The 22,034-nt window shown below is 71.8% G+C and carries 22 protein-coding genes and 1 pseudogene; 10 read left to right on the forward strand and 13 right to left on the reverse strand.

Features of this window, described 5'->3' with window-relative positions:
* Window positions 1–9 precede the first annotated feature (9 nt).
* On the reverse strand, window positions 10–204 hold the full coding sequence (locus tag Mco01_RS39410; protein WP_239104083.1) for a hypothetical protein: 195 nt from the start codon (window positions 202–204) through the stop codon (window positions 10–12).
* 159 nt (window positions 205–363) lie between these two features.
* Window positions 364–468, reverse strand: a pseudogene (locus tag Mco01_RS40485) (sigma factor); the annotation flags it as partial.
* A gap of 97 nt (window positions 469–565) precedes the next feature.
* Between Mco01_RS40485 and Mco01_RS32695 the strand changes: the two are divergent.
* Window positions 566–2,011 (forward strand): MFS transporter, encoded by a 1,446-nt coding sequence (locus tag Mco01_RS32695; RefSeq protein WP_204060693.1) that lies wholly within the window; start codon window positions 566–568, stop codon window positions 2,009–2,011.
* 14 nt (window positions 2,012–2,025) lie between these two features.
* On the opposite strand, the gene Mco01_RS32700 is transcribed toward Mco01_RS32695, so the two are convergent.
* Window positions 2,026–3,591 carry a penicillin-binding transpeptidase domain-containing protein gene (locus tag Mco01_RS32700; RefSeq protein ID WP_204060694.1) on the reverse strand — a complete coding sequence of 522 codons (1,566 nt, stop codon included), beginning with the start codon at window positions 3,589–3,591 and terminating at the stop codon, window positions 2,026–2,028.
* A gap of 110 nt (window positions 3,592–3,701) precedes the next feature.
* Here Mco01_RS32700 and Mco01_RS32705 point away from each other — a divergent pair, with 110 nt between their 5' ends.
* The 3 genes from Mco01_RS32705 (at window position 3,702) to Mco01_RS32715 (ending at window position 7,509) form a co-directional block, all read left to right on the forward strand.
* Entirely contained in the window at window positions 3,702–4,649 is a 948-nt protein-coding gene (locus Mco01_RS32705; protein WP_204060695.1) for a LysR family transcriptional regulator, read from the forward strand.
* Complete coding sequence (locus Mco01_RS32710) at window positions 4,646–5,533, forward strand: serine hydrolase (protein ID WP_204060696.1); 888 nt, start codon at window positions 4,646–4,648, stop codon at window positions 5,531–5,533. The genes Mco01_RS32705 and Mco01_RS32710 overlap by 4 nt, the downstream gene beginning before the upstream one ends.
* Before the next feature lie 62 nt (window positions 5,534–5,595).
* Window positions 5,596–7,509 carry an acetoacetate--CoA ligase gene (locus Mco01_RS32715; protein WP_204060697.1) on the forward strand — a complete coding sequence of 638 codons (1,914 nt, stop codon included), beginning with the start codon at window positions 5,596–5,598 and terminating at the stop codon, window positions 7,507–7,509.
* Window positions 7,510–8,007: 498 nt separating this feature from the next.
* Here the strand turns inward: Mco01_RS32715 and Mco01_RS32720 are convergent, their stop codons facing one another.
* From Mco01_RS32720 to Mco01_RS32740, 5 genes are all read right to left on the reverse strand, one after another.
* Window positions 8,008–8,268: a hypothetical protein gene (locus Mco01_RS32720; RefSeq protein ID WP_204060698.1), complete on the reverse strand. Its 261-nt coding sequence runs from the start codon at window positions 8,266–8,268 to the stop codon at window positions 8,008–8,010.
* A gap of 284 nt (window positions 8,269–8,552) precedes the next feature.
* Window positions 8,553–8,927: a type II toxin-antitoxin system VapC family toxin gene (locus Mco01_RS32725; protein WP_204060699.1), complete on the reverse strand. Its 375-nt coding sequence runs from the start codon at window positions 8,925–8,927 to the stop codon at window positions 8,553–8,555.
* Window positions 8,924–9,181 (reverse strand): type II toxin-antitoxin system Phd/YefM family antitoxin, encoded by a 258-nt coding sequence (locus Mco01_RS32730; protein WP_204060700.1) that lies wholly within the window; start codon window positions 9,179–9,181, stop codon window positions 8,924–8,926. The genes Mco01_RS32725 and Mco01_RS32730 overlap by 4 nt, the downstream gene beginning before the upstream one ends.
* Before the next feature lie 216 nt (window positions 9,182–9,397).
* On the reverse strand, window positions 9,398–11,590 hold the full coding sequence (locus Mco01_RS32735; protein ID WP_204060701.1) for a glycoside hydrolase family 6 protein: 2,193 nt from the start codon (window positions 11,588–11,590) through the stop codon (window positions 9,398–9,400).
* A 101-nt stretch (window positions 11,591–11,691) separates the two neighbouring features.
* Window positions 11,692–12,423, reverse strand: coding sequence for an SDR family NAD(P)-dependent oxidoreductase (locus Mco01_RS32740; protein WP_204060702.1), 732 nt, complete (start codon window positions 12,421–12,423; stop codon window positions 11,692–11,694).
* A 126-nt stretch (window positions 12,424–12,549) separates the two neighbouring features.
* On the opposite strand from Mco01_RS32740, the gene Mco01_RS32745 reads away from it, so the two are divergent.
* Genes Mco01_RS32745 through Mco01_RS32755 form a run of 3 tightly spaced genes read left to right on the forward strand, consistent with a single transcriptional unit; the run spans window position 12,550 to window position 14,272 of the window.
* Window positions 12,550–13,566: an RNA polymerase subunit sigma-70 gene (locus tag Mco01_RS32745; protein ID WP_239104084.1), complete on the forward strand. Its 1,017-nt coding sequence runs from the start codon at window positions 12,550–12,552 to the stop codon at window positions 13,564–13,566.
* 35 nt (window positions 13,567–13,601) lie between these two features.
* A complete protein-coding gene (locus Mco01_RS32750) occupies window positions 13,602–13,841 on the forward strand; it encodes a ribbon-helix-helix domain-containing protein (protein ID WP_204060703.1) in 240 nt (79 codons plus the stop codon).
* Window positions 13,838–14,272, forward strand: coding sequence for a PIN domain-containing protein (locus Mco01_RS32755; protein WP_204060704.1), 435 nt, complete (start codon window positions 13,838–13,840; stop codon window positions 14,270–14,272). Before Mco01_RS32750 ends, Mco01_RS32755 begins: the two co-directional genes overlap by 4 nt.
* A 3-nt stretch (window positions 14,273–14,275) precedes the next feature.
* On the opposite strand, the gene Mco01_RS32760 is transcribed toward Mco01_RS32755, so the two are convergent.
* From Mco01_RS32760 to Mco01_RS32780, 5 genes are all read right to left on the reverse strand, one after another.
* On the reverse strand, window positions 14,276–15,736 hold the full coding sequence (locus Mco01_RS32760) for an FAD-binding oxidoreductase (RefSeq protein ID WP_204060705.1): 1,461 nt from the start codon (window positions 15,734–15,736) through the stop codon (window positions 14,276–14,278).
* A 69-nt stretch (window positions 15,737–15,805) separates the two neighbouring features.
* The gene (locus tag Mco01_RS32765; RefSeq protein WP_239104085.1) at window positions 15,806–17,263 is read right to left on the reverse strand and encodes an NADH-quinone oxidoreductase subunit NuoF family protein; all 1,458 of its coding nucleotides are present in this window, start codon (window positions 17,261–17,263) and stop codon (window positions 15,806–15,808) included.
* Window positions 17,260–18,105, reverse strand: coding sequence for a hypothetical protein (locus Mco01_RS32770; RefSeq protein WP_204060706.1), 846 nt, complete (start codon window positions 18,103–18,105; stop codon window positions 17,260–17,262). The genes Mco01_RS32765 and Mco01_RS32770 overlap by 4 nt, the downstream gene beginning before the upstream one ends.
* A gap of 145 nt (window positions 18,106–18,250) precedes the next feature.
* Window positions 18,251–19,594: a DUF1996 domain-containing protein gene (locus Mco01_RS32775; RefSeq protein ID WP_204060707.1), complete on the reverse strand. Its 1,344-nt coding sequence runs from the start codon at window positions 19,592–19,594 to the stop codon at window positions 18,251–18,253.
* A gap of 21 nt (window positions 19,595–19,615) precedes the next feature.
* Window positions 19,616–20,206, reverse strand: a complete 591-nt coding sequence (locus Mco01_RS32780) for a DUF4142 domain-containing protein (protein ID WP_204060708.1) — start codon at window positions 20,204–20,206, stop codon at window positions 19,616–19,618.
* A gap of 130 nt (window positions 20,207–20,336) precedes the next feature.
* Here Mco01_RS32780 and Mco01_RS32785 point away from each other — a divergent pair, with 130 nt between their 5' ends.
* The 3 genes from Mco01_RS32785 (at window position 20,337) to Mco01_RS32795 (ending at window position 22,032) form a co-directional block, all read left to right on the forward strand.
* Window positions 20,337–20,903, forward strand: a complete 567-nt coding sequence (locus Mco01_RS32785) for a sigma-70 family RNA polymerase sigma factor (RefSeq protein WP_084370005.1) — start codon at window positions 20,337–20,339, stop codon at window positions 20,901–20,903.
* On the forward strand, window positions 20,903–21,100 hold the full coding sequence (locus Mco01_RS32790) for a zf-HC2 domain-containing protein (protein ID WP_036327837.1): 198 nt from the start codon (window positions 20,903–20,905) through the stop codon (window positions 21,098–21,100). Before Mco01_RS32785 ends, Mco01_RS32790 begins: the two co-directional genes overlap by 1 nt.
* A gap of 110 nt (window positions 21,101–21,210) precedes the next feature.
* The gene (locus tag Mco01_RS32795) at window positions 21,211–22,032 is read left to right on the forward strand and encodes a tryptophan 2,3-dioxygenase (protein ID WP_051458527.1); all 822 of its coding nucleotides are present in this window, start codon (window positions 21,211–21,213) and stop codon (window positions 22,030–22,032) included.
* Window positions 22,033–22,034: the final 2 nt, after the last annotated feature.

Genomic DNA, 22,034 nt, shown 5'->3' on the forward strand with positions numbered 1-22,034 from the left:
GGACCCGGTTCACACGTCCTCCGCGGTGTGGACCGGCGCCAGGGAGAACACGGGGAACAGCGACGGGTCGCCGAACACCACGTTCCTGGCGATGCCGGAGCCGGTGACGGTGAACACGTGCAGGGAATGCGCCCGTGGCACGCCGTCGCCGGAATCGACGTAGGCCGCCAGGGCCGGTTGGCCGTTGGCCCGTGTGTGCCGCATCCGCCAGGGTCCTCGGGCGGAGCAGACCCACTCGATGGGGTCCACCAACGCGTCGGGAACGGGCTGCAGCCATGTGACCTCCGGGCGCCGGTGCCGCGGTCCCTCCTCGGGTTCCTTGCCGGGCCCGCTCAGACCGGACGGCAGCGCCCGGCGTCCCCGTTGCTCCAGCGCGGTGAGGCAGGCGTTCGTGGCGATGCGGTAGAGCCACGTGCGGGGGGACGCCCGCCCCTCGTCGAACCCTTCCGAGGAGCGCCAGGCACGCAGGAAGTACCGGGCGGAGTCCCGAACTCATCGGTCACCGATGAGTTCTCGGCGGGCCGCCGGTAGATACCGGCGTCTCCCGCGAAAGGAAGCGCATCCGATGACACTCGATCACGCCGTCCGGCCCGAGGGCCGCGTGGCGCCCGGCAAACCCTGGCCGATGCTGCTGGCCCTCCTGTTCGGCCAGTTCATGGGCCTGCTCGATCTCTACATCGTCAACGTGGCGATGCCGGCGATCGGGGCCGACCTGCACGCGTCAGGGGCCGCCCTGCAACTGGTCCTCGGCGGCTACATCATCGCGTACGCGATGCTGCTCATCACCGGCGCACGGCTGGGGGAGATGTACGGCAGGCGCCGCATGTACGCCCTGGGCGTGCTGGGCTTCACGGCCGCCTCGCTGTTGTGCGGTCTCGCCACCGGCGCCCCGATGCTGATCGCCTTCAGGGTCGTCCAGGGAGCCGCGGCGGCGGTCATGGTCCCGCAGATCATCAGCGTCATCCAGACGCGGTTCACCGGCAAGGCCAGGGCCACCGCGCTGAGCGCGTACGCGGCGGTGCTGTCGGCCGGGTCCGTCGCCGGGCTCGCCCTCGGGGGTGTCTTGGTGAGCGCCGACCTGTTCGGCGCCGGTTGGCGGCCGGTGTTCCTGGTCAACGTGCCCATCGGGATCGCGCTGTCGGCTCTGGTGCCCCGCCTGGTACTGGCGGACGGCGAGGGCGGCGCCGGCCGGCTCGACCTCGCGGGGCTGGCGCTCGCGCTGCCCGCCACGGTGCTGATCGTGCTCCCGCTCGTGCTCGGCCGGGAGGAGGGCTGGCCCGCCTGGACGTTCGCGTCGATCGCCGTCGGCGCCGTGCTCGCCGTCGCCTTCGTCCTTATGGAACGGCGCGTGGCCGCGCGGGGCGGGGATCCGCTTCTGAACCTGGACGTGCTGCACGCCGTCGGCATGCCCTCCGGGCTCACCACGCTGTTCACCCTGATGGTCGCCTACGGCGGGTTCCTCTTCACGTTCGCGCTGCACCTGCAGGGCGCCCTGGGGGAGAGCGCTCTGCGGGCGAGCCTCACCTTCCTGCCGATGGCCGCCACGTTCGGCTTGGCGAGCTTCTTCTGGCGCAAGCTGCCCGCCCGGACACATCCGCTGCTCCCGCTGACGGGAGTGACCCTGAACGTGGCCGGCACGCTGGCCCTCGCGTCGTCGGCCGAGGGCGGCCCCCTGATGCCGGCCGCTCTCCTGGCCTACGGCACCGGGCTCGGACTGGCGGTCAGCCTGCTCACCCACGCCCTGGTCCACGTGCCGAGGTCGCGGGCCGCGGACGCCAGCGGACTGCTCACCACCACGATGCAGCTGGGGCAGCTCACCGGGGTGGCCGTCTTCGGCACCATGTTCCTGGCCTTGGCCGACCCGCCTCGGCCGCACGCCATGGCCACGACGGCCCTCTGGCTGGCGCTCGTCGCGGCGACGGGGTCGGTGGCGGCGTTCCTCCTCGCGCGGGCCGTCTCGCCGCGGGCCGCCGTTCAGGCGACCGGCGTCCGAGCGCCCGCCGGTCGGTGAGGCCGGCGGCGGGCTCACAACGCGGCGAGGAAGCGGGCGGCCGCGGGGGCCGCGACGGCGGCTCCCGTGCCGCCGCCCTCGACGATGACGGCGAACGCCAGGTCGCCCCGGTAGCCGATGAACCACGAGTGCGTGGGCGGCTCGTCGCCCGAGCCGTACTCGGCCGTGCCCGTCTTGCCCGCCGTACCGGCGGGGAAGGAGACGCCGCTCGCGGTGCCCTCGCTCACCACGGCGGGCATGAGCCGTCGCAGGGCGGACACCACCGCGGGCTCCAGCGGACGCGGGGCCGAGCCGCCGCCAGGGACGAGCGACGCCGGCACCAGCCGCGGCTGACGCCAGGTGCCCGCGGCGATGGCCGCCGCGACCGCCGCCATGTTCAGCGGGCTGGCCAGCACCCGCCCCTGCCCGATCGCGGCCGACGCGAGGTCGGTGTCGTCGCGCGGCACGGGGAAGGCGGCGTCCACGGCGGGCACGCCGATCCGGATCCGCGCGCCGAACCCGAAGCCGGCGGCCACCGCGGCCAGCCGCTCCGCGCCGAGCCGGTCCACGGCCATCGCCCCGAACGTCGTGTTGCACGAGTGCGCGAACGCGTCGACGAACCGGAGCGTGCCGTAGTCGTGCAGCTCGGCGTTGTGGAACGGGAAGCCGCCGATCGTCTTCCGCGCGGGGCAGGACACGGTCTGGCCGGGCGTCACGCCGCCCGCGACGAGCGCGGACGCGGTGACGATCTTGAAGGTGGACCCGGGCGGGTAGGCGCCGAGGAGGGCGCGGTCGTACCCGCCCGGCTTGTTCACCACGGCCAGCACCTCGCCGGTGGAGGGGCGCAGCGCGACCAGCGAGGCGGGCTTGTCGACGCCCTCCAGCGCCTGGGCGCCGGCCCGGTGGACCCGCAGGTCGATCGTGGTCCGCAGCGGCGTCCCGGGGGAGGCGTGGCCCGTGGCGACCGTCGTGACCGCGGTGCCGTCGGCGTTCACCAGGTCCACCCGGGCGGACGAGGTGCCGGTGAGCCGGTCGCGGTACTGCTTCTGCAGCTCCCCGACGACCTGCTGCACCGAGCCGGGGGCGTCCGGGGTGTCGATCCGGGTGCCGTCGGCCGCGGTGACGGGAGCCCGCTCCGTCCGCTGCAGGGTGAGCCGCAGCCGCCTTCCCGCGGCGAGCTGCGGGTGGATGGCGGCCGGTGTCCAGGCCACCCGCCAGGCCCGGTCGCGCTCGACGAGGCGCAGCCTGCCGTCGTAGGAGAAGCTCACCGGGCCGCTCAGCGTGGCGTGGAACCGCACGGTGTCCTCACCGGCACCCGTCGTCCCCGTCACCCGGAGGCGCAGCGACGACAGGTCGAGGTCGTCGCGGAACTGCCGGTACCTGCTCTCGAAGTCGCGCGGCGGGTCCGCCGTGAGCCCGCGCATCGCCGCGTAGTCCGAGCGCGACCACGCGGCGAGGAAGCTCCGCGCCGTCTCCTCGGGCGAGCCCTGTGTGCGCAGCGCCCAGATCGTCACCGCCGCGGCCGTCACCGGCACGAGCACGCCCGACGTCACGTACGGCCACCGGCGCTGCCGGGCCCTGTACCTCGTCTGCTCTCGCATATGTCCCCCTTGTCCCCTGATGCGCGTATCAGGGGACCAGAGGCCGGGCGGGTATGTCCAATACGGATATCGTGCTCGCCATGTTTCGCCTTCGGATATCGTTCCTGCTCATGGACCTTGTCCGGCACCTCGCGTACTTCGTCGCGGTCGCGGAGGAACTGCACTTCGGCAACGCCGCGGCCCGACTGGGAATGGCGCAGCCGCCGCTCAGCCAGCGCGTCAAGCGGCTGGAGGAGGAACTCGGCGTCCGCCTCTTCGACCGGTCGAGCCGCCAGGTGGCGCTCACCGAGGCGGGACGGCTGCTGCTGCCGGAGGCCCGGGAGATCGTCCTGCGCGTGGAGCGGCTGCGCGACCTGGTCGGGGGAGCGGCGGACGGCGCCGGGACCACCGTGCGCGCCGCCGTCCCGTCCGACCTCGGCGGCGCGGTCCTCGCCGCCCTCATCGCCGGCTTCCGCGCCCGGTGCCCCGGCGTACGGCTCTCGCTGGCCGAGATGGGCACCGCCGCCCAGGCGGCCGCGCTGCTGGACGGCGGTCTCGACGTCGGCGTGCTCCGCCACCCCGTGACGGCCTCCGGGCTGGGCTTCGGGCCGGTCCTGGTGCAGCACCCCGGCGTCCTGCTGCCCGAGGGCGACGAGCTGGCGTCCTGGTCGGCCGTCCACCTGGCCGACCTGGCCGGCCGCGCGCTGGTGCTGTTCCCCCGCGAGTCGGAGCCGGGCCTGCACGACGAGACACTCGCCACCTGCCGCCGCCACGGGTTCGCGCCCGTCGAGGTCAGCCCGGCCGCGAACGCCGGGTTCGCGCTCGGGCTCGTGCTGTCCGGGACGGCGGTGGCCCTCGGGCCGCCCGCCGGCGTCCCCGGCACGGTCTGGCGTCCCCTGGCCGGGGCGCCGATCGCCTGGCGGTGCTCGACGGCCTGGCGCGGCGAGCCGGGGCCCCACGTCGGCGACTTCACCGCCGTGGCGGTGCGGGTGCTGCGGGAGGACGCCGGGATGGCGGACGACGCGGCGGCACCGGCCCGGCGGGTGGCACCCCGGCCTGCGACGGGGTTCCTGGCATGAACGCGATCGAGCAGGTGTTCCGCTCGGCCGGCGTCTCGGGCCGGCTGCACGTGGCCGACATCGACGGCGGCGCGGAGGTGGCCGTCGGTGCGGACGAGCCCGTGGTGCTCGCGTCCGTCTTCAAGGTGCCGCTGGTGGTGGAACTCCACCGCCAGGCCGACCTCGGGCTCCTCGACCTCGCCGAGCGGGTCCGTGTGCCCGCCGAGGACCGGACGCCGGGTCCCACCGGGCTGTCGGCCATGCTCGACGGCGCCGTCCTGTCCCTGCGCGACCTCGCGTACCTCATGATGGCCGTCAGCGACAACACCGCGGCCGACGCGGTGCTCGCGCGGGTCGGCCTCGGCGCGGTCAACGCGATGCTGGCCGGGCTCGGCCTCCCCGGCACCCGGGTGGAGCACGACTGCCGCGGCCTGTTCGCCCGTATGCTCGCCGACGCGGGGGTGTCCGACATGGCGGCGCTCGCCGAGGCGTCCACCGACCCCGCCGTCGTCGCGCGGCTGCGGGTGCTGTCGCCCGCCCACACCAACCGCGGCACGCCCCGGGAGATGACCCGGCTCCTCGGCATGATCTGGCGCGACGAGGCCGCCTCGCCCGGCTCGTGCGCCGCGATCCGCCGGCTGATGGGTCTGCAGGTGTGGCCGCACCGGCTGTCGTCCGGCTTCCCGTTCGACGACGTGGCGGTAAGCGGCAAGACCGGCACGCTCGCCACGCTGCGCAACGAGGTCGGCGTCGTCGAGTACCCCGACGGCGGCCGGTACGCCGTCGCCGTCTTCACCCGGTCGCACGGCACCGCCCAGAACCAGCCGCGGGCCGACGCCGCCGTCGGCTCGGCGGCCCGGATCGCGATCGACCACCTCAGGGCGCGGACGACGGCCCACATATGACAGGTCCTTTCTGTGTGGGCCGCGAGGGTGACATAGAGGCCGTCGCCCGAAAAGATGGGCACATGGTCGACGAAGGCGCTCTTCTCTGGGAGCCCGCCGCCGAGGTCGTCCGGGACGCCCGGGTGACCCGCTACACGCAGTGGCTCGGGCGCACAGGGGACTACCAGGACGTGTGGACGTGGTCGGTCGAGTCTCCGGCCGACTTCTGGACCTCCATATGGGACTACTTCGACGTCGTCGGTGAGCGTGGTGACGGGCCCGTCATCAGTGGGACGATGCCCGGCGTCGAATGGTTCGCCGGGTCGACGCTCAACTACGCGGAGAACGCCCTGCGGGGCCACCCCGGCCGTACCGCGGTGATCTTCCGCAACGAGTCGGGCGGGCGCTGGCAGTACTCACTTGGCGAGCTCCGCGAGGAGGTCGCGCGGGTGCGGGCCGGCCTGGTCCGGCTGGGCGTCGGACGCGGCGACCGGGTGGCGGCCTACGTCCCGAACGTCCCCGAGGCCCTCATCGCCTTCCTGGCCACGGCCTCGCTGGGGGCCGTGTGGTCGTCCTGCTCGCCGGACTTCGGCGCGCCGAGCGTGACCGACCGGTTCGCGCAGATCGAGCCCACGGTGCTCGTCGCCGTGGACGGCTACCGGTACGGCGGCAAGCGGTTCGACCGGTCGGACGTGGTGCGTGAGATCGCCGCAAAGCTGCCCACGCTCAAGGCGACGGTCTGGATCCCCACCATCGGCCTCGACGTCCCCGAGACCGCGCTGAGCTGGGACGACCTGCGTGCCGAGACCGCGCCCCTGGAGTTCGAGCGGGTGCCGTTCGGCCATCCGCTGTGGGTGCTGTACTCGTCCGGGACCACCGGCCTGCCGAAGCCGATCGTCCACGGGCACGGCGGCATCGTCCTGGAGCACCTCAAGTCGCTGTCCTTCCACCAGGACCTCGGCCAGGGGGATGTGTTCTTCTGGTACACCACCACGGGCTGGATGATGTGGAACTACCTCATCGGCGGCCTTCTGGTGGGCGCGACCGTGCTGCTGTACGACGGCAGCGCCGCCCATCCCGCGACCGACGCCCTGTGGCGCCTGGCGGCCGAGGAGGGCGTCACCTACTTCGGCACCGGCGCGCCGTACATCATGGCGTCGCTCAAGGCCGGGGTGAAGCCGGAGGGCCTCGACCGGCTGCGCGGCATCGGCTCGACCGGCTCCCCGCTGCCGCCCGAGGGTTTCGCCTGGGTGTACTCCGACGTGCGGCCCGACGTGCAACTCGGGTCGTTCTCCGGCGGCACCGACGTCTGCACCGGCTTCGTCGGCGCCGTCCCGCTGCTGCCCATCCGCGCCGGCGTGATCCCGTGCCGGTGCCTGGGCGCCAAGGTCGAGTCGTACGACCCCTCGGGCCGTCCCGTCATCGATGAGGTGGGCGAACTGGTGGTGACCCAGCCCATGCCGTCCATGCCGGTCATGTTCTGGAACGACCCCTCCGGCGACCGCTACCGCGAGTCGTACTTCGCCGACTATCCGGGGGTGTGGCGCCACGGCGACTGGATCAAAATCCTCCCGGACGGCGGCTGCGTCATCTACGGCCGGTCGGACTCCACGCTCAACCGCGGCGGCGTCCGCATGGGCACGAGCGAGTTCTACCGTGTGGTCGAGCGCTACGACGAGATCGCCGACAGCCTCGTCATCGACACGGGCCGCCTGGGGCAGGAGGGCAGACTGCTGCTCTACGTCACCATGGCCGAGGGAGCCACCCTCACCGACGACCTCATCGCCCGTCTCCGGACCGCCCTCCGCACCGAGCTGTCGCCGCGTCACGTCCCCGACGAGATCCACGAGGTGCCCGGCATCCCCCGGACGCTGTCCGGCAAGAAGCTCGAGGTCCCCGTACGGAAGATCCTGCTCGGCACGCCCGTAGAGGAGGCCGCCAACCCCGACGCCATGGCCAACCCCCAAGTCCTCCGGCACTTCAGTCCCATGGACTGACTCGCCCCTTGGTCGTTATAAGCGCACTTCTAAGAACCGCAGTTCTTGGAAGTGCACTTATATCGAGCGCAAGTTGAGCCGGACCGCGTGCGGCATCGGCAGAGGGCGGAGCGTCCGCATCTCAGACCCGGCTGCGCCACGGCGGAAGGCGCGGCGAACGGCAAACCGCTACGCCACCGGCTGTCAACGGCGCGGATCGTCCCTTCAGTCCAGGGGATGCGCGGTCAGGAATTCAACCGCGGCCGCATTGCTAGAGAGCCACTCGTCGCAGGCACCCCACTCCTTGCGTTCCGTTCTTGCGTCCGACAGAGCGACGTAGGCGGTGGCCGGACGGCTGCACGAGTCTTTGCCGTGCGCGCTGCATCTGCCTCGCGCGCCGTCTGTGGACGGGTTCCGAAAGAGACGGGCGTCCCATCGCTGGATGTCAAGAATCTTCGAGATCATGCGTGACATGCCGATCAGTCTGAACAGGGCTGGGAGAACGCTGGGAGCCGCAGGCTAAGGGGCCTCCTCCGGCACGCTCCCTTGGAGGTTGGGGAAGGCGGCGGTAAGTATCTGGAGGAGCTGAGCGGCGTGCTCACGGTCCAGTTGAAGGGTCTGACTAGTCTTCTTCTGAGTCTGTCGATGGTCCGACCCGTAGGTGCTGAGCTGGAGAAATACGCCCTCACTCGTATGAACCACCTGATATCCGCAGTCCACCACTGTGGGATGCGAGACCGAAGCCTTCTTGTCTTCGAAGAACTCTCTGACCTTCGCCATGGCGGCATTCTGGCCAACGCCTCACCGCTAGGGAAGAGAAGATGCGCACTCTTGATCACATTAAGTCGCTCAGTGGCAGACGGGATTCTCTGGACCGGAGCGTCCAGGTGCACTGTCCATTGGACAGCTGGGGGTCCAGCCCGCGCGTGTGAAGCAGGTCCCTTACCTGCTCCAGTCGCTAGATGGCCCCGGTTGGGAACCTTTGATCACTTCGCCTCGCGACGGACACAGTCCGAAGCCCGGGGTTATACCCATGCTGCACGGCTGACGCGCCGGGAACGGTTTCAGGCCGTAATTACGGGGACGTCGTACTTGGGAATGTGACCGTCCCTGGTGACCAGGGAGAGCCCCTCGCAACGGGCCTGCGCGACGAGTAGGCGATCGAAGGGGTCGCGGTGGAGGAGAGGGAGCCTTCCCGCTTCGATGGCATGGTCGAATCGGACGGGCAACTCCCGAAATTCGCTGTCGCGTATGCGTTCTACCAGGTCATCGGGTGCCGCGAGCTTGCCGATGCTCTGCTTGATAGCCACCTCCCACAAGGTGGCGGGGCTGACGAAGACATCCGGCTCCTCGTCGATCATGCTCTTGATCTCGTTGGCGAGCGTGGGATCGTCGCTCAACCACCACAGGACGACGTGTGTGTCGAGGAGAATTCTCACGGCATCAAGCCGAACTCGTCAGCGATCGCATCGTTGACCTCAGGCGAGTCCCAGTCGTCAGCGAGACGGAGCACTCCTTTCAAGGAGCCTCTGCCGTGCCGGTTCACCTTCGTGGGGAACGGAATGACCTTGGCAACGGGGCGTCCGGCGCGGCTGATCACGATCTCTTCGCCGTGCTCGACCCGCTCGATGATGCGCGACAGGTTCGTCTTCGCCTCGTGGATGTTGTACTGCTCGGAAGCGCCCTCAGACATGCCGACCCCCTTAGCTAAGTTAGCTTAGTCCAGCTTTCCGGCCGTGTCAGTGGTATCTCACGCCCTCCGCTGCCTGCGACCATCGCGGTCCTGATCTCCCAGCCCGATAGATGGCACAGGGACGCCCAGCGCATGTCCTCGCGGGCCCTTGACAGCTGGGCGCGGGAAGGAGGCCGGCTCGGCGTGGGCTTGAAGTCCGGACATCCGAAGGAAGATTCAGCGCAGTGGGGGGACGGCGTTGCGGGCGCGGTCGAGGGCGAGCACCGACCACCAGGTGCCGCCGATCGGGTCGACCTGGTGGTAGACGGGGTCCTCGAGGCCGTGGCCGCCCCGGGTGCACTGGCCGTTGGACTGCTCGGGGGAGCGGAGCCACAGGAACGCGTCGGCCAGGTCACTGCCGGTGTCGGTAGTGGGGCGGGGGCCGATGCCGCGGCCCGGGGGGTTGCACCAGATCTGCGGGTCGGCGTACTTCCCCTGGGGCGGGGTCCAGCCGCCCTTGCCGTTGCGGCTGGTGTCGACGACGAAGTGGGTCAGGGGCGCACCGGCCGGTACGGCGTCCAGTTCGGCGCCGGTGCAGGCGCTCCCGGCATTGTCCATCTTCAGATAGAGGCAACGGGAGAGGCTCTCGCCGTACCGGAGAAGCCCGTCGGTCTCCTGGTAGTCCGCGGCGTTCAGGTAGAAGCCGTCGGCTCGCTTCACCCCGGCCTTCACAAGCCTGCCGGCGATCTCGACGAGGCTGGGCCAGCCCTCGATGCCGCCGTCGAGGTACACGGCCGTGCGCGGAAGCCTCTTCAGACGGTCCACCGCGTAGCCGAGCTCGCGGTAGCGCTCGGCCGCGCCCGCCTCGCCCCCCGACGAACAACTGTCCGAGCCGGGAAGTCTGGTCAGGCTGTTCGGTTCCAGCACGACCACCGCCCGCGCCTGCCCGATGCCTTTCGCCACCCGGTCGATCCAGGCACGGTAGGACCGCTCGTCCGGCTCCCCCCATTGGGAGCAGTCCTTCATCGGGACGTGATCGGTCACGAACACGGGAACGGCGTGATGGGCGGTGGCCAGCCGTACGGTGGACGCGACCGTGCGCCCGGCCTCGGCGGCCGGCAGGTTCAGGTTCACGGGATGCGGCACCGCGGCCAGGGCGCGCATTAATGCGGCGTCGGCCTTCCTGCCCCGCGCGTCCCAGACGTCCGCCTGCCGCCGCGCGTCCGGATCCGGCGCGTACGCGAGCCGGACGCCGGGCTCGCGCAGCGGGTTGCCGCCCCCGCCCGCCGGAGCCGGCGACGCGGCCGGTGACGCGGCCGGTGCCGGCCCCCCGGAGGCCTCAGGGGCGGTGGGCGTGGGCCTCCCGGAGACCACGGCGGCCGAGGAGGTCGCGGACGCCGAGGTGTGCGTGTCGCCGCCGGAGAGCCCCACCGTGGCCACCGTCGCGATCACCGCCAGCCCGGCCGCCCCGGCCGCGGCCCCGGCCAGCAGCCTGCGGCGGTCTCTCCCGCCGACCGGCGGTTCCGGAACCGGGGACGAGCCGGTGATGGCGTCCAGGATCTCCTGCACGGCCGGCCGTTCGGCCGGGTCCTTGGCGAGGGCGCGTTCCACCAGGCGGCGCAGCGGCCCGTCGAGGCCCGACAGGTCCGGCGCCGCGTTGAGGATCCGGTGGAGCACGACGGGGAGGGACTCACCGCCGAACGGCGCGCGGCCGGTGCCCGCGTACGCGATCGTGCCAGCCCAGGCGAAGACGTCCGATGCGGGCGTGAGCGCGCCGCCCGAGAGTTGCTCGGGCGACATGAACGACGGCGTGCCGACGATAGCGCTGCTCGTCTGGCCGTCCACGTCCGCCAGGTGGGCGACGCCGAAGTCGATCACCTTGGGCCCGACGGGGGAGAGCAGGACGTTGCCGGGCTTCAGGTCGCGGTGGATGATCCCGGCCGCGTGGATGGCTTGAAGGGCGACGGCGACGCTGACCGCGAGCCCGTCCAGGCTGGAGCCGCGCAGCGGGCCCTCCCGCTGGACGGCCTCCCGGAGGGTCGGCCCGGGCACGTACTCGGTGACGAGGTAGGCGGTCTCGCCGTCCGTCTCCGCGTCGAGCACGGCGGCCGTGCAGAAGCGGGCGACCCGCTTGGCCGCCTCCACCTCCCGGCGGAACCGGCGGCGGAAGCCGGGGTCGGCCGCGACCGCGGGGTGGAGGAGCTTGACCGCCACGCGCGTCCCGTCGGGCGCCTCGGCCAGATAGACGACGCCCATCCCACCCTGGCCCAGCCTGCGCAGCAGCCGGTACGGCCCCACCTGGGCAGGGTCGTCGGCGGTCAGGCCATCCGGGCCGAAAGGCGGCGGACCGGGCCGATCCCCGTGGGATAAACCCGGGCCGCCGTCGTCGTTGCCGGTGCCCCCGTCGCCGCTCACGCTGGTACGCGACATCGCTCGCCCCCGCTGGGATGTCCTGGAATGGTCAGGTCATCACGATCTTATTGATCACGGGCGAGCGCGCCAGCGGATAAGGCCTAGCGGCGGTTGCCGGGTCAGCGCGACGCCGCGAGCAGGGCGGCGTTCTCACGCTCCAGCGCCTTGACCCCGCCCGCGGCCCAGCCCGGCGCGAGGGACGCCGACATGGGATCGGGAAAGATCTCCTCCTCCCCGGCGTCCACGCCGTCGAAGATCGCCTGGGCGACCGAGGCCGGAGCGGCCTTCGGTATCGGGAGGTCGCGGGTCATGTCGGTGTCCAGCGGACCGGCCAGCACGGCGTGCACCCGGACACCCCGCGGCGCGAGCAGCGCGCGCAGGGACTGGGTGAGCGAGAACGCCGCGGCCTTGGAGATCGAGTACGCCGGCATGACGGGTACGGACGCGAGGGACGCCAGCGACAGCACGTTGACGACGGCGCCGCGCGCCTGGGTCACCTGCGGCAGGAACGCCTGGGTGACGGCGTACGGGCCGAAGAGGTTGACCGCCAGGTGCCTCTCGAGCACCGCGGGATCGCCGAGGTCGTCGTAGACGGACTGGCCGGCGTTGTTGACCAGGACGTCGAGCGCGTCGACGCTCTTCGCGGCGGCCCGGATCCCCGCCTCGTCGGTCACGTCCAGGTTCAGGGTCGTGACACGTTCGTCGGGGTGCGCCAGCGGCTGCCGCGTCCCGGCGTACACGCGGGCGGCGCCTCTGCGCAGGGCCTCGTCGACCAGCGCGCGTCCGAGGCCCCGGTTGGCACCGGTCACCAGGACGGTCCTGTTGGCGACGCTGTTCTCCGACATCGGCATGGTGTCGTTCTCCGTTCGGTTCCGACTGTTCGGGCTTGCACTCGGACAGACAGGGCGACCGCCCGAAACCGGGCGGTCCCAGGGCGACCTGTTCCGGCGGCCGGCGGTGTCGGTATCGGGGAGACGATGAAAACGGAGGTGACGCCCATGTCGGCCGAACTGCTCAACCGGGCGCGGGCCGGCGACCGCGACGCGTTCGCGGCGCTGGTCGAACCGCACCGCGCCGAACTGCAGGTGCACTGCTACCGCATGCTCGGATCGCTGCAGGACGCCGAGGACGCGCTGCAGGATGTGCTGCTGTCGGCCTGGGCCGGTCTGAGCGGGTTCGAGGGGCGGTCGTCCGTCCGCACGTGGCTCTACCGCATCGCCACCAACCGGTGCCTCAACATGCTGCGGACGTCGGCGCGCCGGCCGATGGCCGCGACCCCGCTCCCGGCCCCGCCGCCGGAGCCGTCCCGCCTGGGTGACACGCCGTGGCTTCAGCCCTATCCCGATCTCCTGCTCGACGGCCTGCCCGACCAGGCGCCGGGGCCCGAGGCCCGGTACGAGTCCCGCGAGGCGATCTCGCTGGCGTTCGTGACCGCCGTGCAACTGCTGCCGCCGAACCAGCGCGCGGTCCTGCTGCTGCGCGACGTGCTCGGGTACCGGGTCAGGGAGGCCGCCGATCTGCTCGGGCTGACCGAGGACGCCGTGGCGAGCGCCCTCAAGCGCGCCCGGGCCACGATGGACGCCGCCCGCTCGGCCGACCGCCCGCCGCCGCCCGCGGGCGGGCCGGAGGAGCGCGCGCTCGCCGAACGCTTCGCCGCGGCCTTCACCGGGCACGACGTGCAGGCGCTCGTCGCGTTGATGACCGACGACGTGTGGGTGCGGATGCCCCCCCTGCCGTTCGAGTACCGCGGGACGGAGGCCGCCCACCGGTTCTTCACCGCGATCGGCGCGCACCGGCAAGGGATCGTCCGGATGGAGCCGGTCCGGGCGAACGGCCAGCCGGCGTGGGGCCAGTACGTCCGCGATCCGGTGACCGGTGTGCTGCGCTTCACGGGGCTCCTCGTGGCCGGCCTCGCCGGCGACCGGGTGTGCGCGATCACGCACTTCGAGACGACCGTCGGGCCGTACTTCGGCCTCCCCCGCACCCTCGCCTAGCGTTCCAGGATATGTACGTGTGTTAGCGTTGGTACATGTCGATGAAGAGAACGAACGTCTATGCCGATCCTGAGGACCTCGCTCTCATCAAGGAGGCCGCGAAGCGCCGGGGCATCGCCGAGGCGGAGATCATTCGCGAGGGGATCCATCTGGCGGCGATGGCGAACCGGGTATGGGACGAGCCACTGGACTGGCCCACCTTCGAGGGGAGCGGCGAGCCGGTAGCCGGCGACGAGGTCACCTCGGTGATTGCCGAGAGAGCCGCCGACAGGTGATCGTCGTCGCCGACACCTCCGGCGTCATGGCGGCCTCCGACCGGAACGCGGCTGAGAGCGCGGACTGCCAGAGGGTGCTCCGCGAGGCCGGAACCGTTGTCATCTCTCCCCTCGTGCTGGCCGAAGTCGACCACATGGCCAAGGTCCGTTTCGGTTCCGAGGCCCGGCTCCAGATCATCGCGTTCATCCTCTCGAACGCGCGCCGCCTGCGGTTTCAGATCCCGGATGTCTCCACCGAGATCCTGGAGACCGCATCCGCCGTACGGCGGCGCCATGCCGATCTGGACCTTGACCTCGCCGACGCGGTGAACGTCGTGCTGGCCGCGGAGTACCGCACCGACGCCCTCCTGACCCTCGACCGTCGTGACTTTCGCGCCGTGCGCCCCATGACTCCGCACAAGGCGTTCCGGCTGTTGCCCGACGACTTGTAGCCGCTACACGCCCTGGGGGAGGCGGAAGAGCCGCCCCGGGTCGTAGGCGGCCTTGACGCGGGCGAGGCGGGCGGCGTTGGCGCCGTAGTACTGCTGCCGCCAGTCCTTCAGCTCGGGGTCGACGTAGTTGACGTACGCGTGGTCGCCGAAGAACGGGCGCATGGCCGCGTGGGCGGCGCGGGTCCAGGCGGCGGCGCCCGACTGGTGGGCGTAGTACTGCACGCTGTAGAGGGCCTTGCGGTGGGGGAAGGCGGTGGCGTCGGGGCGGACCCGGGCGACGGCGCCGCCGAGCGCGTCGAGCAGCACCGAGTGCCGGCCGCCGGCCGCGACCTGGGCGAGCAGGGCCTTCACTCCCGCCGACGACAGCGGCGCGTACGCGAAGTGCGACTTGGCCGAGAAGGAGTCGCGCACGAGGCGGCCGTTCGCGGTCTCGCCGGGCAGGGTGCCGGGTCGGTGGCACTGGCCGACCGACAGCCCCGAGCAGCCCGCCATGATCATCATGGCGTGGTCGTAGGCGGACGCGGTGACGAACCGGGACGTGGGCCCGCTGCCGACCTTGTCGACGAGCCGCTGCAGCAGCCGCTCGCAGCCGGATTTGCTCCCGAGGTACAGGCCGCCCACCATGACGTCCGGCGAGGGGTCGTGGTTGAGGTGGCAGTTGGACCACAGGGCGTCCGGCGCCGCCGGCCCCCACGCCTGCCACGCCCTGAGCACGGCCGCGGCCTTGGCCCAGGGCCAGTGCAGGAAGAAGACCGTGACGTCCTGGGTGGCGTGGGTCCGGAACGTGAACGACGTGGCCACGCCGAAGTTGCCGCCGCCGCCCCCGCGGGAGGCCCAGTAGAGGTCGGGGTGGGAGGTGGGGGAGCAGGTCAGCGTCCGCCCGTCCGCCGTCACGATCTGCACCGACTCCAGCACGTCGCACGTCAGCCCGTACGCACGGGACACGACGCCGATGCCGCCGCCCAGCGTCAGGCCGGCCACGCCCACGGTCGGGCAGCTGCCCGCCGGGATGCTCACGCCGTGCGCGGCCAGCTTCGCGTACACGTCGACCAACCGGGCCCCGGCGCCCACCGTGGCGTGGCCGCCGGAGTAGGACACCTTGGCCATCGGCGACACGTCGACGACCAGCCCCTTGCCCGTCGACCAGCCGGCGTAGCTGTGACCCCCCGACCGGGAGGTCACCGAAACGCCGTACCTCCGGGCGAACGCCAGGCACTCCGCCACGTCCGCCGGGGTCGCGCAGTAGGCGATCCCGGCCGGGCGCACGGCGTCGAAACCGGCGTTGAAGAGGCGGCGGGCGCCGTCGTACGACGCGTCACCGGGGCGGATCAGCCGCCCGTCCAGCCCATGGCCGAGCGCCGCCCAGTCGGGCGTGCGCGGGCCGGCGGCGGCCGCCGCGGTTCCGGACACGGCAACGGTCCCGGCCATGGCCGAGACGCGGAGGAAGGCTCGTCTGTCAATCATGGTCATCTCCAAGGCGATCAACTACCTCGTGAGACGTGCCGTGATCCGTTTCGGTTGGTTACAGTGACATCACTTCGTCCCGATGCGCAGCGCGAGCGCCGGGCACATCTCGACCGCCTTCTGGGCCTCGCCCCGCAGCCAGGACGGCACGCCGCCGTCCATGAACACCGGGTAACCGTGGTGGTCGAGCTTGACGAGCTCCGGCACCAGGTGCGCGCACAGGCCGTGGCCGGCGCAGCGGGTCCAGTCCACGACGAGCCGGACGTCGGCCTCGTCGACGATCGGCAGCGGGAGGACCTCCGTGACGGGCCGCCCGCACGTGCCGTGCAGCCGGTGCTCCTCCACGTCCTCGGCGAACGCCTCCAGAGCCGACAGGACGAACCGGGCCGAGCCGTCGGGATGGAAGCACGCCCCTCGCCCCTTCACGGCCGCCGCGGCGCGCCGCACCATGTCGGGGCCGTCGGGCGACCCGTCCTCGACGTCCGCCATCGCGCGGGCGAGGTCGGGCAGGCCGAGCCGGCACGGCCCGCACTGCCCGGCCGACTGGGCGGCCAGGTAGCTCGCCACCCGGGTCGTCTCACCGAGCGGGCAGGTGTCCCCGCCGAGAGGGACGACGATGCCCGAGCCCAGCTCGCCCCCGGCCTCGGCGGCGCCCCGCCGCGACACGATCGCGCCGTACGCGTCGGCCGCCGACAGCCACCTGCCGTGGTAGCCGCCGAGCAGCACGCCGTCGCCCACGCTCGCCTCGCACAGGTCGAGCACGGCGGCGAGCGGGACGCCCGGCGTTACCTCGACGACCGCGGGGACGACCACCGAGCCGCCGACCGTCAGCAGCACGGTGCCGGGCTCCTGCACGGTCCCCACGGAGGCGTACTCCTCCGGGCCCAGCTCCGCCAGGACGGCGAGCTGGGCGTAGGTCTCCGTGTTGGACAGCAGCGTCGGCAGGCCGTACACGCCGCTGTCGCTCGACCGCGTCCTGCGCCCCGGAGGCAGCCCGGCGGCGCCGTTGACGGCCCGCACCAGCGCGCCGCCCTCCCCGGAGATGAACCGCTCCGGGATTCCGGCGATCCGGACGTATCCCTCCAGGCCGCGTTCGGCGACGGCCGCGCTCACCGACGCCTCGGCGAGGTCGCCTGCCGCGACGGCGACGACGACCTCCTTCGACCCGAGCGCGCTCGCGGCGAGCAGCGCCCCCTCCAGCACGAGATGCGGCGCGCGGGTGAGCAGCATCTTGTCCTTCATGCTGGCCGGCTCGCCCTCGGCGGCGTTGACCAGCACGACCGTGTCGCTGTCGCGGGCCCGCGCGGCGACCGCCCGCAGCTTGCGGGCGAACGGGAACGCGGCGCCGCCGCGTCCCCGCAGGTCCACCTCCTCGGTCATGCCGATGAGCGCGTCGACCGTCTCCCCGGGAAGCTGGTCGTGGAACGTGTAGTGGGTGTTGAGGTCGAGGCGGCGGTGCTGGTCGAGCCCGGCGGTCAGCCGCGCGGGGCCGAGCCGCCTCACCTGGGAGACGCGGTAGGGAATCACACGATCCTCCGAAGCCTGGTGTCCTGGGGCCTGCGCGCCGCCGCGCCCGCGGCGGCGTCGTCGGTGCCGGTACGGCGAAGGACGCTGACCGGCCGGGGTACGGCCTGGGGGGCCTGCCGGGGCAGGGTGGTGCGGGCGGGCCGCTGCTCGCGCTGCTCGGCCTTCGGCGCCCTGGCGGGCCGGGCCGCGGCGACCACCCGCAGCAGCAGAGCCGCGCCGACGGCGACGAGACAGACCACGTAGCTCCAGCTCACCCAGGCCGCGGGGGCGCGGCCGGCGGCCAGGCCGTGCAGGATCGACAGCGGCCAGGCGAGGTACGCGAGGTCGTGCACGATCCGCCACGCCCAGGGGCGCTCCGCCTGGGCGAACCTGCCGCGCATCACGCCGGTGGTGATCACCACGATCATGAGGTCGGACGCGACCGCGCCCATCCCGACGTACAGGTTCGTGCTCGGGACGACCGAACCGTACGCGGGGACGAGACCAGCGGCGATCTTCATGCCGATGTGCACGACCAGGAATCCGACGCCGATGAGGGCGGCGGCCCGGTGCACGAGCTGGGTGGCGACGCGGTGCCGGATCGGCAGCACGACGCGGTCGGTCGCGACGAGTCCGAGCGCGACCGTGGTGGTGAGGGCGACGAGGGACACGACGCCCGCGTAGAAGGTGAGGAAGGCCTGCGCCTCGGCCAGGTACTGGGCGCCCGCCTCGCTCCTCGCGGCGAGCAGCCCTCCGCTGAAGACCAGCGTGACCACGGCGCCGAGGCCGATGCGCACGCCGCGGCTGTCGAGGTCGAGGCCGGAGTCCGGCCGGTTGTGCCGGGGAGCCCGTCGTTGGGGCACGTGTTCCTCCGTCGGATGAACCGGTGACGAGTTGGTGAGGGTGCTGACTCGGGACCGGTGGGCGCCGCTCCCCGTCCTCAGGCGGGGGTGGTCTGCGAAGGACCGGACGGGGAACGGCACGTCGAAGGCTTCCCTGGTCGTGCCGTCAGCAGCGGAGGCCGCGGTTGATGCAGGACACCACCGCGCTCATCAGCCGGGCCGGCATCACGTTCTCGAAGTCCGCGTGGTCGGTGACCGGGCTGTGCTCCTGCTCGGGGAAGCTGTCCACGGCGAACGACGGGCCGCTCGGGACCGAGTACGCGAGCGTCATCCGCAGTTGCGGGATCGCCTTGGTGCCGGCCGGGCAGGCGCCGTTCGCGCCGGGGAACACGACGTGCGTCCGGTGGTTGGCGCTGTCGGTGTTCTGGCCGTCCCAGCAGCTCGGGAAGTCCAGGACCCGCAGCACCTGGCTGCCCCTCGGGCAGAGGGGGTACTTGGCGGTGAACCGGTTGGTGAAGCCGGAGCAGCTCCACTGGGCCCGCGCGTTGGCGCCGCCGTTCGTGGCCGCCTTGGCGTCGCCGGTGATGAGCCGGAGGAAGCGGGGCATCGCCACGACCCGGGCGGCCGGGTTGCCGCGGAACTGCAGCGTGACCGAACGGGCCTGCAGGATCGTCCCCACGTTGCCGTCGCCGGCGCCGCCGGGCTCGTCCGCGTGCGCCGCGCCCTCGTCGCCCGCGCCCTGCTGCGCGGAGCTACGGGACGCCTGCCCCTGGGACGCCTGGTCCTGATCGGCCTGGCCCTGTCCGTCCTGGCCCTGCGCGTTCTGCGCGTCCTGACTCTGCGCGTTCTGCGCGTTCTGGTCCTGTCCGGTCCCCTGATCCTGGCCGGTGGCCTGGTCCTGCGCGTCCTGAGCGTTGTCGGCGTTCTGCGCCTGGCCGTTCTGCGTCTGGCTGTTCTGCGTCTGGCTGTTCTGCGCGTTCTGGTTCTGGCCGCGCCGGCTCTGGCCGTTCTGGCCGTTCTGGCCCTGGCTCGTGGACGGCGAGGGGGACGGGCGCGCGCTGGGCGACGCCGACGCCTGGCCTCCCAGGCCCGCCCTGCTGCGCAGCACCGGCCAGAAGTACGCCGACTTGTCGCCGAACCGGCAGGTCGTCCCGCCGGCGGCCAGGCTCTCGTCGGTCGAGAAGCCGTTGGTCGTCAGGTTGCCGACGTAGTCGTGGGTGTGGTGGGCGCCGTTCGACACTCCGGGCGCGACGATGAAGTTGTCGGAGTTGCGGTGGCCGTTCTCGTTGCGCCCGCAGCGCGAGGTGAACGACCCCCGGCTCGCGCGGACACCCGTGTTGCCCGGCGGCACCTGCCGGATGTCGACGAAGTCCTCCAGGGTGGGTCCCACGTCCTCGCATTCGGCGCCCTGGACGGCCGGGTCGCAGTGGGCGTAGGCAGGTTGGCCGACGCCCACGAGGGCGCCCGCCAGCAGCACGCCCGACAGGGCGAGCATCAGTCGTTTTCGCATGGTTCCTCCTTGCCGAGACGGCTAGACCGTCGAAGGTGTCGGCAGCGTGGAGTAGTCGACGAGTCCCGTGCTCTCGAGCAGGGACATGTGCTTCATGACCACCTGGACCGCTTCCGTCGCGAAGTCCCTGACCAGCGAGTTGCGCGTCCCGGCCCGTACGGCGGACACGACGGTGAAGACCTTGCCGTGCGCGTTGCGCAGCCGGTCCGCGAAGATCTGGTCGAACTGGGGACCCCGGCTGTGGGACAGCTCGTCGAGCCAGTGCTGCTGGTCCGGGTTGGGGGTGTCCGGCAGCGGGACGCCCAGCTTGGCGGCGAGCGCCCGGACCTCGGCGTCGAGCTTGGTGTGGTCGGTCATGAGGTGCATGCCGACGTCCTTGACCTTCTGGTTCTCTGAGCGATCCTGCGCCCAGCGGCCGGCGGGGATCTCCCAGAGGCCCGCCCACCGGACCCGGACCAGCAGATCCCGGTCGGCGGGTCCCAGGGGCCCGTAGGGGGTCTGCGTCCAGCCGGCCTGGGACGCCTCGCTCCGTGGGACGACCACGACGACCGCCACGGCCGCCGCGAAGAGGAAGACGCCGAACACCAGGAGTTCCCCGAACCGGAACCGCATTGTGCCTCCTTTCGTGACCTTCGGTGGGAGGTACGCGGCGGTCTCGGAGGAGGGTTCACCAAATAGTCAGAAATGACTGGAGTTACGGATGTGGTGTACGTGGGAGTAACCCCGGTGCAAATATGTGCGCGTGCGTCGACAACTCGACAGCCGGTTCGTGCGTCTGGACCCCGATGACTACGACGACCCTGATCGCGATGAACTCCTGATCAGGGAGCTGTACCGCGAGTTCGGCGGTCCGCTGCTGCGGCACGTGCGCAAGACGACCGGCAACGACCTGCAATGGGCAGAGGACGTCGTCCAGGAGACGCTCGTGCGTGCCTGGCGCAACTCGGCGAAGCTGACCTGGGAGCCCGGCCTGCTGTGGGCGTGGCTCCTGACGGTCGCGCGCCGCATCGTGATCGACGGGCGCCGCAGGCGCGGCGTACGGCCCAGGGAGGTGGAGGCTCCCGAGGAGGACAGCATCGCGGTGCCGGACGGTTCCGACCGGACACTGGCGGCCATAGTGGTCGCCGACGCGCTGCGCGGGCTGTCAAGCGAACACCGGGAAGTTATCGAAGAGACATACTTACGGGACCGTACGGTAAGCCAAGCCGCCGAGGTTCTCGGCATCCCACCGGGTACCGTGAAGTCACGGCTCTTCTACGCCCTGCGCGCGCTCCGCACGGCCCTGAAAGAGAGGGGGGTGGCCAGCTGATGTCCGCGTCGTCGCCTCACTTCGATGTGGCCGCCTATGCCCTGGGAGTGCTCGACGACGACGAGACCGAGGCGTTCGAACGGCACCTCGACGGATGCGCGCAGTGCCGGGCGGAGCTCCTGGAGAACCAGGAGCTGCCCGGCTTGCTCGACGCTCTGAAGTCCGACTCCGTGTCCCCCGAGCGGACCCGCCCCTGAGCAGCGCGTCAAGTTGACGTTTGTGCCGATATGGGGTGATATCGGGTGCGGTGGTGCCGGACCTCCGGTCAATGGGGACCGGAAGCGGCGGGCCGCCGGAGGAGTGGGGCATGGCTGCGACGCCGCACAGGCGAGCCGGGACCGGAGACGCCCTGCCCCCGCCACGCAGTTTCGGCGAGGACGGCGGGCGTCTGTCCTACGGTGCCTACCTCCACCTGTCCGACCTGCTCGCCCAGCAGGACCCGCAGTCGGGCTCCGATGACGAACTGCTGTTCATCACCGTCCACCAGGTCTACGAGCTGTGGTTCAAGCTCCTCCTCCACGAGCTCGAACGCGCCAGGGACGCGATGATGGAAGGCGCCCTGTGGCGCGCCCGGCACCTGTTCCGCCGGATCCACGCCGTCGAGCGGGTCCTGGTCGACCAGGTCCAGGTCCTGGAGACGATGACCCCGCAGGACTTCCTGGAGTTCCGGTCCGTGCTCGCCCCGGCCAGCGGCTTCCAGTCGGTCCAGTTCCGGGAGATCGAGTTCATCTCCGGGATCAAGGACCCGGCGTACCTCGGGCGGGTGAGGGGTGCGAGCGACGCGGAAATCGCGAGGCTCGGACGGCGCCTCGCGGAACCCACGCTGTGGGATGCTTACCTCACCGCTCTTTCCCAGCGTGGCCTGGCCGTCTCCGACGAGGAGATCATGGAATCCCTGCTGGCCGTGGCACGGGATCGCGGATCGCACGACGATCTGTGGGAACTGGCCGAAGACCTCCTCACCCACGACGAGACGGCCGCCCTCTGGCGGATGCGTCACGTCCAGATGGTCGAACGCCAGATCGGCACGAAGTCCGGTACGGGCGGCTCGTCCGGGGCACCGTACCTGAGGGGGCGAACGCGGGTGCATTTCTTTCCCCTGCTCTGGGAACTACGGGCCTGGCTTTGATA

This window comes from Microbispora corallina, assembly GCF_016863035.1.
Taxonomy (GTDB): Bacteria; Actinomycetota; Actinomycetes; order Streptosporangiales; family Streptosporangiaceae; genus Microbispora; species Microbispora corallina.